The 15,420-nt window shown below is 58.2% G+C and carries 18 protein-coding genes; 1 reads left to right on the top strand and 17 read right to left on the bottom strand.

Annotation, left to right across the window (positions count from 1 at the left end):
* Position 1: 1 nt before the first annotated feature.
* The 5 genes from OK352_RS08010 to OK352_RS07990 are packed head-to-tail and all read right to left on the bottom strand — an operon-like array spanning position 2 to position 5,973.
* Positions 2 to 541, bottom strand: a complete 540-nt coding sequence (locus OK352_RS08010; RefSeq protein WP_265140943.1) for a hypothetical protein — start codon at positions 539 to 541, stop codon at positions 2 to 4.
* A 27-nt stretch (positions 542 to 568) separates the two neighbouring features.
* On the bottom strand, positions 569 to 1,156 hold the full coding sequence (locus OK352_RS08005) for a hypothetical protein (protein ID WP_265140942.1): 588 nt from the start codon (positions 1,154 to 1,156) through the stop codon (positions 569 to 571).
* A gap of 1 nt (position 1,157) precedes the next feature.
* Positions 1,158 to 2,990: a hypothetical protein gene (locus tag OK352_RS08000; RefSeq protein ID WP_265140941.1), complete on the bottom strand. Its 1,833-nt coding sequence runs from the start codon at positions 2,988 to 2,990 to the stop codon at positions 1,158 to 1,160.
* Positions 2,987 to 3,826 carry a hypothetical protein gene (locus OK352_RS07995; RefSeq protein WP_265140940.1) on the bottom strand — a complete coding sequence of 280 codons (840 nt, stop codon included), beginning with the start codon at positions 3,824 to 3,826 and terminating at the stop codon, positions 2,987 to 2,989. The genes OK352_RS08000 and OK352_RS07995 overlap by 4 nt, the downstream gene beginning before the upstream one ends.
* Positions 3,823 to 5,973 carry a phage tail protein gene (locus OK352_RS07990; RefSeq protein ID WP_265140939.1) on the bottom strand — a complete coding sequence of 717 codons (2,151 nt, stop codon included), beginning with the start codon at positions 5,971 to 5,973 and terminating at the stop codon, positions 3,823 to 3,825. The genes OK352_RS07995 and OK352_RS07990 overlap by 4 nt, the downstream gene beginning before the upstream one ends.
* Positions 5,974 to 6,039: 66 nt before the next feature.
* Here OK352_RS07990 and OK352_RS07985 point away from each other — a divergent pair, with 66 nt between their 5' ends.
* A complete protein-coding gene (locus OK352_RS07985; RefSeq protein ID WP_265140938.1) occupies positions 6,040 to 6,288 on the top strand; it encodes a hypothetical protein in 249 nt (82 codons plus the stop codon).
* 337 nt (positions 6,289 to 6,625) lie between these two features.
* On the opposite strand, the gene OK352_RS07980 is transcribed toward OK352_RS07985, so the two are convergent.
* From OK352_RS07980 to OK352_RS07925, 12 genes are all read right to left on the bottom strand, one after another.
* Positions 6,626 to 6,943 carry a hypothetical protein gene (locus OK352_RS07980; RefSeq protein ID WP_265140937.1) on the bottom strand — a complete coding sequence of 106 codons (318 nt, stop codon included), beginning with the start codon at positions 6,941 to 6,943 and terminating at the stop codon, positions 6,626 to 6,628.
* A gap of 85 nt (positions 6,944 to 7,028) precedes the next feature.
* Positions 7,029 to 7,598, bottom strand: a complete 570-nt coding sequence (locus OK352_RS07975) for a phage tail tube protein (protein ID WP_265140936.1) — start codon at positions 7,596 to 7,598, stop codon at positions 7,029 to 7,031.
* Positions 7,599 to 7,672: 74 nt separating this feature from the next.
* On the bottom strand, positions 7,673 to 8,071 hold the full coding sequence (locus OK352_RS07970) for a hypothetical protein (protein ID WP_265140935.1): 399 nt from the start codon (positions 8,069 to 8,071) through the stop codon (positions 7,673 to 7,675).
* A 638-nt stretch (positions 8,072 to 8,709) separates the two neighbouring features.
* Entirely contained in the window at positions 8,710 to 9,138 is a 429-nt protein-coding gene (locus OK352_RS07965; RefSeq protein ID WP_265140934.1) for a phage Gp19/Gp15/Gp42 family protein, read from the bottom strand.
* A 9-nt stretch (positions 9,139 to 9,147) separates the two neighbouring features.
* On the bottom strand, positions 9,148 to 9,315 hold the full coding sequence (locus tag OK352_RS07960; protein WP_265140933.1) for a DUF7302 family protein: 168 nt from the start codon (positions 9,313 to 9,315) through the stop codon (positions 9,148 to 9,150).
* Complete coding sequence (locus tag OK352_RS07955; protein ID WP_265140932.1) at positions 9,315 to 9,599, bottom strand: hypothetical protein; 285 nt, start codon at positions 9,597 to 9,599, stop codon at positions 9,315 to 9,317. Before OK352_RS07955 ends, OK352_RS07960 begins: the two co-directional genes overlap by 1 nt.
* Complete coding sequence (locus OK352_RS07950) at positions 9,599 to 10,501, bottom strand: hypothetical protein (RefSeq protein ID WP_265140931.1); 903 nt, start codon at positions 10,499 to 10,501, stop codon at positions 9,599 to 9,601. Before OK352_RS07950 ends, OK352_RS07955 begins: the two co-directional genes overlap by 1 nt.
* Positions 10,502 to 10,519: 18 nt before the next feature.
* On the bottom strand, positions 10,520 to 11,008 hold the full coding sequence (locus tag OK352_RS07945; protein ID WP_265140930.1) for a hypothetical protein: 489 nt from the start codon (positions 11,006 to 11,008) through the stop codon (positions 10,520 to 10,522).
* A gap of 119 nt (positions 11,009 to 11,127) precedes the next feature.
* Entirely contained in the window at positions 11,128 to 11,835 is a 708-nt protein-coding gene (locus OK352_RS07940) for a VG15 protein (RefSeq protein WP_265140929.1), read from the bottom strand.
* 19 nt (positions 11,836 to 11,854) lie between these two features.
* Positions 11,855 to 13,120, bottom strand: a complete 1,266-nt coding sequence (locus tag OK352_RS07935; protein WP_265140977.1) for a phage portal protein — start codon at positions 13,118 to 13,120, stop codon at positions 11,855 to 11,857.
* 161 nt (positions 13,121 to 13,281) lie between these two features.
* Positions 13,282 to 14,781: a terminase large subunit domain-containing protein gene (locus OK352_RS07930; RefSeq protein WP_265140928.1), complete on the bottom strand. Its 1,500-nt coding sequence runs from the start codon at positions 14,779 to 14,781 to the stop codon at positions 13,282 to 13,284.
* Entirely contained in the window at positions 14,732 to 15,031 is a 300-nt protein-coding gene (locus OK352_RS07925; RefSeq protein ID WP_265140927.1) for a hypothetical protein, read from the bottom strand. Before OK352_RS07925 ends, OK352_RS07930 begins: the two co-directional genes overlap by 50 nt.
* Positions 15,032 to 15,420: the final 389 nt, after the last annotated feature.

Genomic DNA, 15,420 nt, shown 5'->3' with positions numbered 1-15,420 from the left:
CCTAAGTGAAAACTGCTTTGACGTTCAACACAGACGCGTTCCGGGAATCGGTAGGCATCGGCAAACTCGAATCGTTGCGGCGCATTTGGAACTCAACTGGGATCACCTGCCCGGGTTCGACCGTGAAAGTGCGCGTCGCAAAACCAGAGGTTTTGTAATTGATCGGTGAGTTCGATGCGGCACCCAGCATGTACGAGCAATCGAACGATCTGCCTGCTTGCCCATCAATAAGGATGCGGCCCTGCAACACCGTGTACCGGTACATGTTCTCTGAGTTCACGGAAGCATTCGCCCGCGCAAACACGGCACACTCGGTTTTGCCTTCCGGCACCGTCACCGCCGCGTACCCGTACCGGTTCCAAGACGTATTCGCCGCCACGGTGAAACCTGACCGATTCTCACCAACAGCAACACCAACAGGTATTGCGTCGATCAGCTCACCCAGACGCTTCACCGCCTGCGCATACTGTGTCCCGGAAGGTGCCGCCTGCGAGTCGATCCGATATTTGATGTCCCGCAACGCGTCAACCAGTGTGCCCATGCCGGCACGTGGTGGCATGGGGTCCACTCAGATCACCCCCGAGAATGTGACGTTCGAGGCGATCTGTGCGTAGTTGTCCGCATATCCGGGGAAAGCGTCCATGTTCACTTCGCGTTTCATCTGGTAGAGAACTTGTACCGTGTCGCCGGGGTTCACTGGCCCGTCGAAGAATCCACCTGTCACCGCTTGGAACAGCAAGTACGTTTGCGATGAAAAGTAATATGCGTCGGTGGATAGGACCTGCGCTTGCACTTGCCCCTGCACGATCACGCGTGCGAACAACTGCGGCGGCGTCCACGCGCCGCCTGGGGAGTTCATGCGGAACGCGGACATGCCCATGCAGTCGATTGACACACGTGACTTTCCTTCGGGAACGGTTGCCGTGGCTGATGTGATTGTCTGCCACGATGACGAACGGGGCATTGCCCCGCCCGTCGCCGCGTTACCGATCACCTGTGTTACGGGGATCGCTTCAACTGCTGCTTTCAAACCAGCAACAACCTGTGTGCGCTGTGTGCCTGTCGGTGCTTCAAGAGTGGTCAGGCGTGCATCCAACGCTGCGATCTGTTCCGCGAACGCCCGGTTATCCGATACCGGGGGTAGAGGGTCAGCCATGTTAGATCCTCCCGAACGTTTCCCCGCACGTGATGTCAGCCCACAGTCCGTCTTGGTCACCGATAATCTCGACAATGCGCCTGATGTAGTCGCCGTCCGGGATGTACGGGTCACCACTGATCTGCACCATGCAGTAGTCGCCCACCCGGTAGTCCCGCAGGTACGGCGCGTCACCGAGTGACACACTGAATTTCCAGAACTCGGACGGTTGCTTCCCCGTCCTCAACGCCTCTTTCGCGTAATCGTCCAGTGTTTCCTGCACAACCACGTTCGTGTGTGACGTGTCCACAATTTCCATCAACGGCATGCCACGCTCCACCAACAGTGGGTCGTACTGCCTAGCGATGATCACCGAATCGTCACCACGCCCAGCAGACGACCATGCCAGGGAACCCATCTCGGACGGGTTCACCTGAATCGACGGACCACGCCCCACCGACTCGGACGCGGACAGATCCCACACAATATGTGGGTCGTCCGGTGCCGTCGACGACAGGTGCGGTTTCTCTTCGGTGCCGGACACCATCACCCACTCAACGCGGGAGTCATCAACCCAACGCAACCGAAAATCGAAGTCGGGCCCGTTCAACACTTCCGACAGCTGCCCAAGGGCTTCGTCAACGTCCTTGAGCTCGACCGCCTTGTACTCGCGCACCCTGACACCTGTGCGAGGTTCCTCGAACACGATAGGCAACCCTGCACCATCCCACTGGCATGCCTGCTCAACAAGAAAGCGGCCGATCGATCCAAGATCAAGGCCGCTCAAGTTCGTGTCCAACGTTTCGTTCGGTGACCCGTCAGACAGCACGAGGGGAACCGATATAGCGGACGGTGGGAGAATGTTCCGCTTCTTGAAATAGGCTCTGATCCCCCGAGCCGTCACCTTCACCGGCGCACCCGGTTCGTAGTCGTGGGGTTGAATCGGGCCACCATAAAGACGGCCTGATTCCTCGACCATGAGTGAGTGTTTCCACGGCGTCAAATAGTTGCGCCAACCCTCAAGAACACGCTTGGGAGACTCCGGGGCGGGGACTGCTTCTACCCATCCGTTGCCGTCCCACGTGTGCGGGATACCACCAGGTGTCACCCACACTTTCCCGTCCAAGACTGGGCTGATCGCTTCCGATGTGGACGCCCCAGGTTCCCCTGTCCACCGGTACACGGCATCACCCGTGGTTGTGTTCCCGTCGAAGTAGTCGCCGTCGTACTCGCCTTCAACGATCAGCAGATCATCCCACCAGCCGTCACTGACGATCTGTGTCTGGTCCTCGTTCATGACGCCGTAAAGGTAGACGAGGCGTGCAGCAGTTGCGGTGGCGCGAACAACCGCACCATCGTGTATTGCGACCACTGGGGTCGTGCCGTCCGCCGAAAGCACCTGTCCCGCGAAACGCGCACGAGCAAGAACCGTGATCGTAGATCCGACCTCAATGCCGGGTGGCAAGAAAGCGTAAGCTGCGGGAGCCACAAGGCCCAACGAATAGTCACCCGTTGACGACCACTCCGACGACTGCACACCACCAGTAACCCCGGCCACACCATCGCCGTTAGCCGTCTCGAACGACGGGTTCGGAAACAGATTCGTCACAACCGACTGTGCCGGCGCAACGTCAGAGAAAATCGCGTCACCAGAAGCGACCGCCCCAGCGATCAACTCCGCACGCTCACGAGCAACACGCTCACGCTCAACATCAGAACCATCAGGACCGTTCAAAGGCAAATCAACATTCACCGTTTCCGGTTCGTTCAGCCGAGACGACCACGACGCAGACGACGGTTCAATCTCCCGCAGAACCTCACCAGTCAACGTCTCGAAAATGAAGTAACGAGTCACCACGCACTCCTAACCATTCCCGCAAACCACGGGTCAAGATAGGCACCGTCGACCTCAAGCTGAGCCGTCACCGACCGACCAGGGGAAACATCCCACCATTCACGATTCGTCAAATAGCGAGTAACGTCCGCCTGCCCATCCAACGTGGCCGTGCGAGTCGCAAAATCAAGCTCCACAAACGAGCCAGACGGCACGGTCCAATGGAACCCCACACGCTGCTGAGTACCAACATTCGTCAACGTGAAACCGTCATACCCGCCATACACCCGATACCGAGGCGACGACAATTTCGTCCCCTCATTCGTCAACGTGATCCGACCATCAGAACCCTGCTCGCCAGCCCACACCGCCGGCCAAACCACAGGCCACACAAGACCGCCAGACGGTTTCAACGGTGACCCAGAAACCCACTGATCATTCACCGAATATCGGCGGGGGTCCCGTGCCAAACAATCAAAGTCCATCTCACCAACAAGGTGCCCATGATGATCCTTCACCGGAGTTGCACGCACCGTCACAAGACGTTGAGTGGACCTCACAGCATCAGACACCACCATCGGCACAGGACCATCCACACCGATAGATGCGAGACGTTCCAACTGCACAAGCATGTCCCGCTCCGACTCATACGCCACAGCAACATGAAAAGACACGGCAAGTGACGAACGCCACGAAGCCGACACAGGAAAACTCCCGTGCCCCTGCGGGCGTTCATCCACCGACACCTTGTCCTCAGACAGGTCGTACCAGCCGACCAACTCGTTGAACCACGGGCCACCTTCGCGGGCTTCTGGGAAAGGCGGCAGCACAACACCACCAAGCACGATCGTTGTCATACTGTCGCCAACCCCCTCGAAGCCTCACGAGCCCACACACGAGCCTGAACAGCCGGATCATCCTGCTGAGTAGTGATGTACTGCGTCACCTGAGACCCAGCACCACGCGAAACAAGAGCATCCGCGAGACGTTCGAACTGTGGCCCACCCAACGGCACCACAGCCTCGTCATACCGGCCCTCACCCACGTTCACCAGCGAGCCACCGTTAGACGCACCAATGATCGCGCCAGACGCCAACTGCGGAATCTTCGGCAGGCTGAGCCCCCACGTCTGACCGCCCACAATGGGCACCCAATCAGGGATCGTCACCGACAGATTATTCAGCGCACCAATCGCACCATTGATCAGACCGATAATGCCGTTGATCGGAGCCTTCACCACACCAACAACACCGGAGAACGCAGACTTCACGAACCCTTTTATGCCACCGAACACAGACTTGAAGATGCCCCCGAACTTCTGAACCGTCGACACAATGCCGTTCCAGATCCCCGAGAAGAACGACGAAATGCCGCCCCACACGGACGACCAAATACTCTTCACCGTGTTGATCACCGTCGTGATAATCGTCTTCACCGTGTTGATGTACAGCTTCACCCCGGCGACAATGCCCGACCAGATCGTCGTGAAGAACGACTTGATACCACCCCACACGGCAGACCAAACATTCTTGATCACATTCACAACCGTGGTAATGATCGTCATCACAATATTGATGTACGTCGTCACGAACGCGACAATGAAGTTCCAAATGCCCACGAAGAAGCTCTTGATGCCACCCCAGACCGCATTCCACACCGCCTCGATAACACCAAGCACTGTCTCCCAGATCAACTGGAACGCCAGCACACCCGCCTGGAAGATCACCTGCAGGCCGACCCAGAAGTTCTGGAAGAACTCGCCAATGCCGTTCCAGATGTTCGCGAAGACCTCAACGATGCCGTCCCAGATTCCAGACCACCAGTCGGCGAATCCTTCGAGTAGGCCGGTTATCCAGTCGATGAAGCCGCCCCAAACGTCGGAGACGAACGAAACAACCTCGTCCCAGTTCATGATCAGAAGCACGATCGCCGCGATCAGAACCCCGATAGCGAGAACTATCCAAGTAATAGGCGACGCGAGCATAACCGCGTTCAAGATGCCCTGAACGATCGCCCACGTCTTGATGACACCAACGATGATGCCGACCGCGATCGCAAGCTTCGAAATCACACCAATGTTGTCCCGGATGAACCCGAACACGTTAGAAACGACATCCCAGATCGTCTTCAGAACATCAACGAACTTGCCACCCGAACCCTCGCCAGACTGCATGCCAGAGATGAAGTCAGAGACAGCAGCACCCGCCGTGTCAAGGACGGGTGCCAACTTCTCCATCAACGGAACCATGAACGACCCCAGCGCCGTAATGATGTTGTCCTTCACCTTCAGCCACACGTTGCCGAACGACTCCGCCGCACCATCACCCGCCGCGATGGCCTTTTGCATCGCATCAAGATTCGGGTTAGACAACGCACCAACCACATCGTCAAGGCCGACCTGACCCTTAGTAATCATGTCGCCCAGCTCAGAGTTAGAAACACCCAAAGACTCAGCCAGCGAATCGAAGATCGGCACACCTGTGTTCGACAGTTGCGAGAGCGTGTCACGGGTGACCTTGCCCTCTGACGACATACGCGTCAGAGCATCATTCGCGCGGTTCATTTCCTCAGCACCGCCGCCGAAACCAACAATGGCCTTACCCATCGTCTGCAACACACCGGTCGCGTCCTCAGACTTCAACCCAAGATAAGCAAGAGCCTCACCACCCTTGAGGTACGCCTGATAATCAATGGGAGAATCCTTGGCAACATCACGCAGGCCAGCCATCGCCTTCTTGGCCTCGCCAGCGTCGCCATACAGCCCAGTGAGCGTCTTCTGCGCCGTCTCGATACCGGCAGCTGCCCTGAACGATGCTGTACCTATGACAGCCACAGCAGCCGCCGCCGCAACCGCCCCAATCTTCGCCGCCTTCTTGACGCCAGCCATAACCCTGCTGCCGACAGTCTTGCCAGCCTTCTCGCCGTCAATCTGCCTTTCGATCTGCTTCGTCGCACCCTTAGACGTAGGGACAATCTCCACATACGCCTGACCAACAGAAGCCATCTCTACCGCCCCTCACCCCCAACTAGGGGTTTCTGAAATCGCTCACCAGCGGCCATGATTGGATGCATGAGCCTGAAACAGAACATGCAGAACAAGACCATCTACACCAACGCCAAAAAGGCATGGGACAACGGTGACGGCGCATACACGCCAACGTTGCTGGCATCACCCATGGCCCTCGACCCGACCAACAAAACAGGTGGTTGGGGACTCGCCATCGCAGACATCACATCCGTCGGCTGGGTACTCCGCCACTGGGCCATCAGCACCGACAAAAAGGACAACCCTGTAGCAGTGCCCGTGTTCACCCGCTAACGACCCGCGTTAGCCGCCAGAAGCGCCACAGCCTCATCCCTCGGCAACGCAGTCACACCAAACCGCTGCCCTCGAGACTTAGGCCACGGCCTCGGCAACGACTTCCACTTCTTCCCCGCATTAGCACGACCCGTGATATCAATCAGGTCAAGCAAGAACATGCCCTCACGCGACAACGGGTAATCCCATCCGTGAATAGCCGCATGCAACGGTGACGCAGGATCACCCGCAACAACCTGCACATACGCGTATGCTTCCTCAGGGTTCAAACACGCATCATCAACCGTGAAACCGCCCGAGCGCAACGCATACACGAACTCGGATTCGTGCCCCTGCGCTAACTCGCGGAGGCCCCAGATTTTCCCAGGCCCACATGCTCCTGCCACGCTTGGAACACCTGCCCGATGTCCTCCATATCAAGAACCTCTTTGAAGTTCTCAGGGATCACACGCTCATAGAACGCAGCAATCACGGCCACGCCTACCTCTTCTTCGTACGAGGCCTTCTGAGAACCCGCCATCACCTTAGGGCGCGGTACGGAATCCTTCGAAGTGATGATCTCAGTCGGAATGCGACCGGGAAGCGTGTACAGCTTGCCGAGATACTTGATCTTCAGCGGTCCCCGCTTATTCTTCGGGGTGATCTCAATGGTCATTTCAAAGTCTCCTAGCGCGAGTTGTCAGCGTGAGTAAACAAGAAGGGCCGGGCGCGCTCACGCAAGTCACACCCGGCCCGGTCAATCACTCGCCGCCACCACCAGCGGTCGCGAGAGCCGGACGGAAAACACGCTCAGTGTTCCCATCGATCACCGCCGACGCGTAAGCCTTGATCGTGATGTCGTAACCGACAGCGTCACCACCAGCGAACGTCTGGTCACCAACCTCGGTGACTTCGCCGTCCGGAATGTAGATACGAACCACATGGTCGCCGTCGATCACATCGAAGATGAACGACTGACGCCCACCCGTCTTGGACGGGTCAACGTCGTACGTGCCGTCTTCATCAACTGTCGCGCCCGTGTAGAGCTCAACCGTTGCCTTCGTTGTCTCGATGAGGGTGAACTGGTACGAAACCGAAGCGTCAGTCACAACCGTGCGAACCAGCGCACCGTTCTGCCACGCCTTGATGTCCTCATTGGACCGATCCGTGGTGCGAGTTGTCCCGTCCTCAGACAGGTAACCAAGATTCACCCAGTCAGCGGGCAGGGATTCATCCGCCGCCTCAGGTGCTTCCGTGTCAGACGGTGCCTTATACCAGGCTCCCGTCACAGCAACGCGGACGTTGCTCGAATCGAGCGTCCCTGTAGCCATAATTGCCTTCTCTCCGCCCGAAACCGGGCAACAAAAAAGGCATCCCCGCAGGGATGCCTCAACTTCCTTTTCAGTTACACGAGCTCGCGCCCGCGCCGGCCAACGTCAACGACGAAGTACCACTGGAACAAATCTGTGTCATTCGGAACCGGGACCGGCCCCGCGTTCACCGTCGAATAGGTGATCGGATCACCATCAACAAGAGGCCCCTCAAACAAAGCCCTGACAAGCAACGTGAGATCCTCAGCGTCATACTCGTCATCAGCGCGCACATTCACGCGAAGCATTGAATCATCGAGAGTGTTGTAGCTTCCAGAACCGGGCCCCTGCACAACAGTGACAATGCGTTTCTTCTTCGCAACCACAGCATCAGCCACCGTCACACCAGACGCATACGATTCCGGGCGCGCCTTGAGCATCGCATCCAATTTCGGAATTACTGCTCCGGTCAGCGAGCTAAAGATGACAGTCATTTCTTCCTGCCCTTCGCCCGCTTGTTCCGTGCACGCTTCACTTTGTTATTAGACGCCGTCGCCTGCGGAAGGGAAGACTTCAAAGCAGACAATAGAGCGCCCGTTTCAGCCTCGTCCGCTAACGACTTAGACGACGACACGATTGCACGAGAGCGCCGCCCAGGGAACGCAACTGTCCGCGAAGACGACACCGAGACGCTGCCACCCTCAACACGTGCTGCAACAGCCCCGCCAAGAGAAGACAGATACGACTGCATCTCAGCCGACGCCATAACCTCCTGACCCCAGGCCAAAGTATTCAGCTTCACCTTCGACTTAGCCATCGACGTACTCCCCCCGTGTGAGCTTCACAACACACCCGCGAGTCACCTCGTCAGGATGCACCCACAAAGCATCGGGACCATCCGCGAGATACTCAACCCCACGAACAACGAATCGATCCTCAGGGAGAACATCAACCACGTTAGGTGGACGGAAGTACAAGGTGCAGCCCGTCTCAGAAACGACATTTTCTGCACCCTGCACATCCCCAGTCACAACAGGGGCAACACCATACGCATAATGCGTCGACTCCACCCTCGTCTTGACCGGCTTCCCACCACGATCAACCTCACCAGTGTCAACCATGCGGACACGCGTCACAGCCTCCACGGGAACCCCCACGATGGAACCCTGGCGGGCATCAGATCAATCTCAAACGCCCCACCACGAGCACCCTGCAACTTCGCCAGCTCGTCATCAGTGACACCAAGACCACCCGGAACATCACCGCCATAAGTGCGCGACTCAGTAAACGGGCCCGTCGTCGTGTTCGTCTGCCGGATCCCCTCAGGGTTCCGGAACACTCGCGTGACCATCGCCACCACGACATCCTTAGCTGTTTCCAGCAAATCCGTCACAGGCGGCTCTAACTCGGCTTCCGCATCGATCCTGGCCTGTAAATCGGGAACGCGAAAACGAATCTCACGTTCCGCACGATCTATCCACTTCTGAATCAGATCGTCATCGTCCGGAACGTTCGCACCTATCCACGAGTCAACAACGTCATCGGGTTCAGTCCATGACATGGCAACCCCCTACTCTGGCTTGCTGGTGTCCTTCTTGGGACGGCCACGCTTCGGCTTCTCCGGAGTCGCCTCCGGGGTGGAAGAACTCGCGTCCTCCCACCCCTCACCGAGACGGGCAGCCGTGACATCATCGACGTTCACGACCACACCGTTCGTCCGGTTCCTGAGACGAAGCATCAGCCCTCAGCCGCAGCTTCGAGAGCTTCCAGTCGAGAGATGATGTCGTTGTACTGGGCCTCCGTACCGAAGCCGTCAGCGCCGTCCGCACCATCCGTGCCAGGGTCGCCCTTGTCACCTTTCGGACCCTGATCACCCTTGTCGCCCTTCGGGCCCTGCGCGCCACCGCCGCCGATCTCGACCGGGTCACCGTTCTCGTCAAAGAAGGCGACCGGCTCGAAGGCCTGATTCTTTACAGGTTCCCCGAGTGAGACAAGCCGAACCTGCTTAGTCGCCTGTCCCATTACTCGCCCGCGTTCTCGATAACCGCGAACTGGTCCGCGAACACGTACCAGCCGTAAACGATCTCCGCACGAAGCAGAACCTCGTTGTGGCCAGCAAGATCACGACCAGTGTTGTCCGGGTCACCGTACTCGAGGACACGGAACGGGAACTGCCGCTGGACACCCCAACGGATACCCGACTGGAAGTTCCCGAGGATGCCACGCACGTCGTTATCGGCGGAACTGCCATCCGTGGGCTTGCCCGACACGGTTGTCGAAACAGCCGCGTTGATGCCCTCGAAGTTCGAGATGCCCGAGCCAAGGCCGAGCTCCGGGTACTTCTTACGCCCGTCACTGTAGCGTGCAGTCGAGAGCGTCCACGCATACTGCGGGTCGAACGCGACACCGTTCACGCCGTAACCGGCACCGATGACAAGCCCAGCGGCCGTCTCGAAGTCGATGTCAGCGTTATCGCCAATCTCGACTCGCTTCGTAGTCGTGTTCAGGTAGTTCGTCCACGACGTTACCTCGTTGCCTGTACGCGGGTTGATCCGGTAGTAAAGGCCGAGGTCCAGCGCACGAGCAAGCGCAAGCGAGCACTTGTCCGCATAACGGTTGAGAATACCGAGTCGGTAATCCTCATCCGCCCACTTGAACTCGTCAGAGGTGCGCATCTGCACGACAGCCTTGTGAGGCACAGCCGTCACAAACGCCGGCTTGGCGTCGTCCGAACTCTTCGCGCCAGACTCCTCGACGAACTCAGCAGTCAGGTCATCATCGAACGTGATGATGTCGACATTGCCGAAACGCTGAGGTTCCTGCCCAGAAAGGGCAGCGATCGTAGACCCGGTCTTCGCCTTCTCGACGATGCCGTCAGCTACATCAGTAGGGAAATGAAGATCCCCGCTAACCAGTGTTGCCATTATTTACTCCTTGGTCTGTTATCCCCGTTGCGCGTCCATGCTCTGAAGAACCTCAGACCACGACGAGTTACCGGGACGCCCGTTCTTGGGCGTTTTGCCTTCGTTGGGAACATGCAGCCGACTGCCGCTGTCCCCTTTGAACTTGATGAGTTCGTCCGCGTACTTCTCGAGCTCTTCCTTCGTGCTGCCCTTCAGCAGATCGGTAGGAACGCCCTTCGCCGCGGCAACTTCAGCGCGAGTAGCCTTCGCTTCAAGCTCAGCCGCACGCTTCTCAGCGGCAGCAAGTCGTTCAGCAGCTCTCTCTGCCTCGGTCTTCTGCGACTCTTCAATCTCTGCAAGACGCTTTGCGGCGTCCTCGTTCGCCTTTGCGGCGCTCAAGTTCTCTTTCGCCCGGGTCTCCCACTTTCTGGCCTCGGCCTTCCAGTCGGTCTCCTTCTGCTCAGGAACCTGCGCCTGCCCCTCGGCAGGCTTCTCGTTACTCTCCCCGTGCGGGGTGTCGTCAGCCATGCGGCCCTCCAGTAGAAATCAAGCCCCATGCGGGGCACATGAAACCCACCGGAAGGTGGGCTGTAACACCACGGCGAACCGCGGATACCGAAAAGGCCACCCCGCAGGATGGCCAAGAATTAGTGCGAAAGCCCGAGCTCTCGACGCATGATGCGAAGAATGTTCTTCCGGTTCAGCGCCAACTCCGGATGCTGAGCGAAATACTGTTTCCGCTTCATTCCGTTACGCGGAGTCTCAGCACGCAACCGCATAAGTTCCTTCTCCGCCTTCTGCGCTGCGTCAGACCATTCGTCCATCTTCGGATTAGTTGGCAGCGGGTTGTCCTCCCACCACGGCACTGACACGCAATGGCAATGGTTGTGCCAGTCAGTGTCAGCATGAACAGTCGCGTCAATCGACGTTAGGTAGGCGCAGAACGTGCAAGCATCAGCTCGCGCGTACCTGCGCACCCCCAACGACAGAGAATCCAATGACGAGTTCAACGACAGGGTGTCTCGGTCGTACTGGGCCACGAACTTCTGCGTCACGCCCATCACCCGGCCCAACATTTCAGACGCCGGGTCGAGAAACACATCAGGCTTGAACAACGGCACCAACGCCCACCCAAGCTCACCCGTCAACGCCTCACCGATAGACGGTGTGGCTAGCCTCGCGTTATACCCAGGCTTCGGACGATTGTTCTCATAGAACAAAGCACCCGACGTCGCCGCAACATCCCCGTAAGTGGCAACAACCGCAGGAGTCGCCTCCCGCAGTTGCCCCGCCACCTTCGCCGGATCTTCATCCGCAATCGACTGCGCATACGAACCGATATCGTTCTGCGCCAACGCAGCTACAGCGTTAGTCTCAGCCCTGTGCTGATCGATCGTCGCTAACCTCACCAGCAACCCCCGATCCCATCGCCGGATCATTCAACGCGGAACCAGCCGCGACACCAAGACCCTGCACCAGTTGCAATGCCTGAACGCGGCGCTGCTCCGCCTGGAACCGAATAATCTGCTCACGCGTCAGACCGGCATACTCCATGCCAACCTCAGACGCCCCGAAACCGTCAATGTTCGCCGACAGCTTCGAGAACGCATCCGCACGCGCAGACGGCGACACAATCGCCGGATCAGTGAACTGTGCAGACAAAGATTTCATCTCGTCAGGCACTGCGTCGAGCTTGCCTCGCAGACGAACAGCCATCTGCATCGCCTCAACCGCGCCATGCCCCCAGAGCTCATTCGCGTCACGAGTCGTCGTGATCAGCGTTTCCTTCGCCGCAAAAATCGCATCCGCCGAAGACGGGTTAGACGAATCAGCGAACTTGACTTCAAGATCCTGATCATCCGCGAACTGCGACGCCCACATACGCAACTGGTCCGTATGTGGCTGAGGGGAAGCCCCCGTGAACCGGTGAAGATCCGGCTTATCGTCACCGTCCTCAACGTCCAAAGCCTTGATGCGACCCATCAACGCCGTCCACTTATCGTCACCGATGAACGACGACACGTCCGCACCGAACAAGTAGTACTCCGGTGCTGAGTAGAACTCCGCCGACACCTCAGCACGAACCACAGTCCGCAAAGCCGCATCAGCGTAATACATCGCCGCACGAGTAATCCGCGAATGACCCAACGGACGACGCAACTCGAACTTATGCACCAACGGTGCAACACTCACCACACCGAGACGGTTAACTCGTTCATCGACAACCCATTTATTGCCCGTCTTCACCATGCTGTACACCGACCCAGGCGTATACATGACCATCTCTGACGGCTTACCCGAATCGTCAACCTCAACGACCGAGAGGAAAGCCTTCAGCGCACGCTTGCGCTTATCCCAGATCGCCGCCGAGTCCTCAGCCGCACGAGCGAGCATCAACACGTCAGGTTCCCCCGACGCCGTGTCACCCTCAGTCACTGTGATAAATGAGCAACCATGCACCGCAGACGAAACAGTCGCAGCAGGAAACTCAATCTTGAACCGGTTATCCCACATCAAAGACTGCAGATCGAACGGATCATCAGAATCGCCAGAACTCACGAATCCCTCGAACCGTGACCGATCCGTGACCGCATGGACCCCTTTGCCAACCCACCCAAGAGCCGCACCGATCCCCCTCATCTGAGGAGGCAACGAAATACCAAAATCCTTGAGCGTTGCTTCGCCGTCGTAATAAACAGACCGGCGAATATTCCGAGGACGCTTCTGCTCCCACACCTCGATCAGATCACCAAGAAGATCCGAGTCTGCACCAAGATCCACGGGAGGCGTGCCAAATACACTCATAGAATCTTCGCCTTCCGCTCCTCACGGTCACCCTTCGGTTTCCGCCTCGTCGTCTTCGCACCCCACAGGGCCAAACTCACAGCCTCAATGGGCGTCTCATCCCCACCAGGGACAGTTGCCCTCCAGCCGCCACGCTTATCCCGGTCACACACAGCGACAGAATCATCAAGCGCAACCTGCCCATCCGGCTTATGCGTCAGCGATCTCTCCTCAGCCGCATTACGAGTCATCTCGCACGCCTGCAAATACTGAGATGTATTCGCCACAATGACCCGCTTCTCATTCACGCCAGCCTGCACAAGCATCTGCTTCAACACCCCCGCGCCAGCCGAACCAGAAAGCACAATCGCGCCAGCACGACGCCAACGCGGAGTGGCAGCCTCGTTGCGTTCCGTGAACCACTTCACCAACGGCGACAGGCCACCCTCCACAGCACCCACATACGGGTCATCGATCAACTCGATATGCACAACACCCGAGCTCGGAGACTTGAATCCGCCACCGACCGACATACGCATGCCGTCCTTCGAGAACGCCACCGCATACGACGGGAACCCATCAGCCGCTGGCTCACCCTCGAGTGCCCGCCACGTCTCAGCAGATATCGCGCGGGAACCTTCTTGGTCGTCGTCCCAGATGCCAAGGCCCTCACGCCGCCAGTCGCTAGGTGTAAGTTTCCGCTTCAACCGCTGCATCGACTGAACCGGCGTACGCTTCGGAAACGACGGATTCGCCTTGCGCCACTGCTGGCGGCTCTCACTATCAGCATCCGGGTCAGCACCGAACTCAATCCAGGCCCCATCAACCAGCGTGCCGGCGAGCGCCTCACGCCGCATTCGCTTGAACGTCTCGCTGTTATCCTCGGGCTTCGGCGGCGTACCAATGTAAAGCTGCAACCCGAACTGCGAAGTGTTCATCGTGGCGAGCATGTTCGACATCGCCTTATCGGACAGGATCTGAGCCTCATCGAAAATCAGAACATCGACACCAGGGATGCCTCGACCGAACCCACGTTCGCGAGCACCAAACAAGATGCGTGACCCGTTGACGAAACGAACCTCTTCGTCGCCCGAACCTTTGAACACCTGTGCGATATGGGGGGCAACCTTCGCACGCTGCGCCATCCCCTGCATCGCGAGAAACGTCTCACTCGAAGTAGCCGAATGATGCGCAGTCCAAATCACCAACAGGCCAGGATTATTCACGCACAGCGCGAACACCATGTAACCGATCAAATGCGTCTTACCGACCTGACGCGGCAAAGACATGCCAACGCCATCGATCATCACCGCAAGGTTGCCGTCGAGACGCTTGGACAGAATCACACGACCAGCGCCGTCCTGCCACGGGTCGAACTCAGCACCGAGCTTGTCAATGCAAGTCTTCCGAACGGCGGGCCAACCCGTCGAAGTGATGTCGGCAGGAACCGAAAGATGCTTAGCCTGCTCAGAGAGCCGAGGCGTCCCATTCTTCGTCTGCTGCAACGTCGGCGGCATCAGCACCGTCCTCCTTCGCACGCAGATCGATCTGCTCGATCTCCTTCGCAATGTCCTGCAACCGGCGCGTCAACGCCGCCAAGTCACGAGGCGGACAATCCGGATTCGAAACCGTCGCCGCAATACGCTCACGCATCGCCACCAACAAAGAACGATGATCACCGGTGGCCGCAGCCTGAGATACCGACAACTTCGCAACCGGCTTATCGTTCGGACCCACAGCACGCAGATTCTTACGAGCAGAAGCCATCAGAACCCCCTTGGGTGGTGTGGAAAAACGTTACGGATAAATAGGCACTGACCGCGGGGTGGGCCTGTGCGCCTGGGGGCGGGGGTGGGTGCCCTGGTCGTGGTTGTCCGGCTCGGTGAGCGCGTTTGACGCGTTTCTTTGACCGCATCTAGGGGCGTACGTCGTATCGCTTCTTTGTGCCTTAGATCGTCTTACAGCGCGTTTCAGCGTGTAGTTCGCGTGTTCGCGTGTTTGTTCACCAGATTGGTGATGCTTGCGTTGGTGTGTGTAGCGCTGTTGGGTCGCCGTGTAGCTTCTCGCGTGCTTCGGCGAGTGTCATCGTTGACTTCCATTGGTTGCACCGTCTGCACATTGCGTGGCAGTTGGATCGGTCGTATGGTGAGCCGCCT

It is taken from the genome of Microbacterium sp. MPKO10 (assembly GCF_026107415.2).
In the GTDB taxonomy this organism is placed as follows: domain Bacteria; phylum Actinomycetota; class Actinomycetes; order Actinomycetales; family Microbacteriaceae; genus Paramicrobacterium.
The sequence above is the reverse complement of the archived record's forward strand: the minus strand, read 5'-3'. Positions and strand labels throughout refer to the sequence as shown.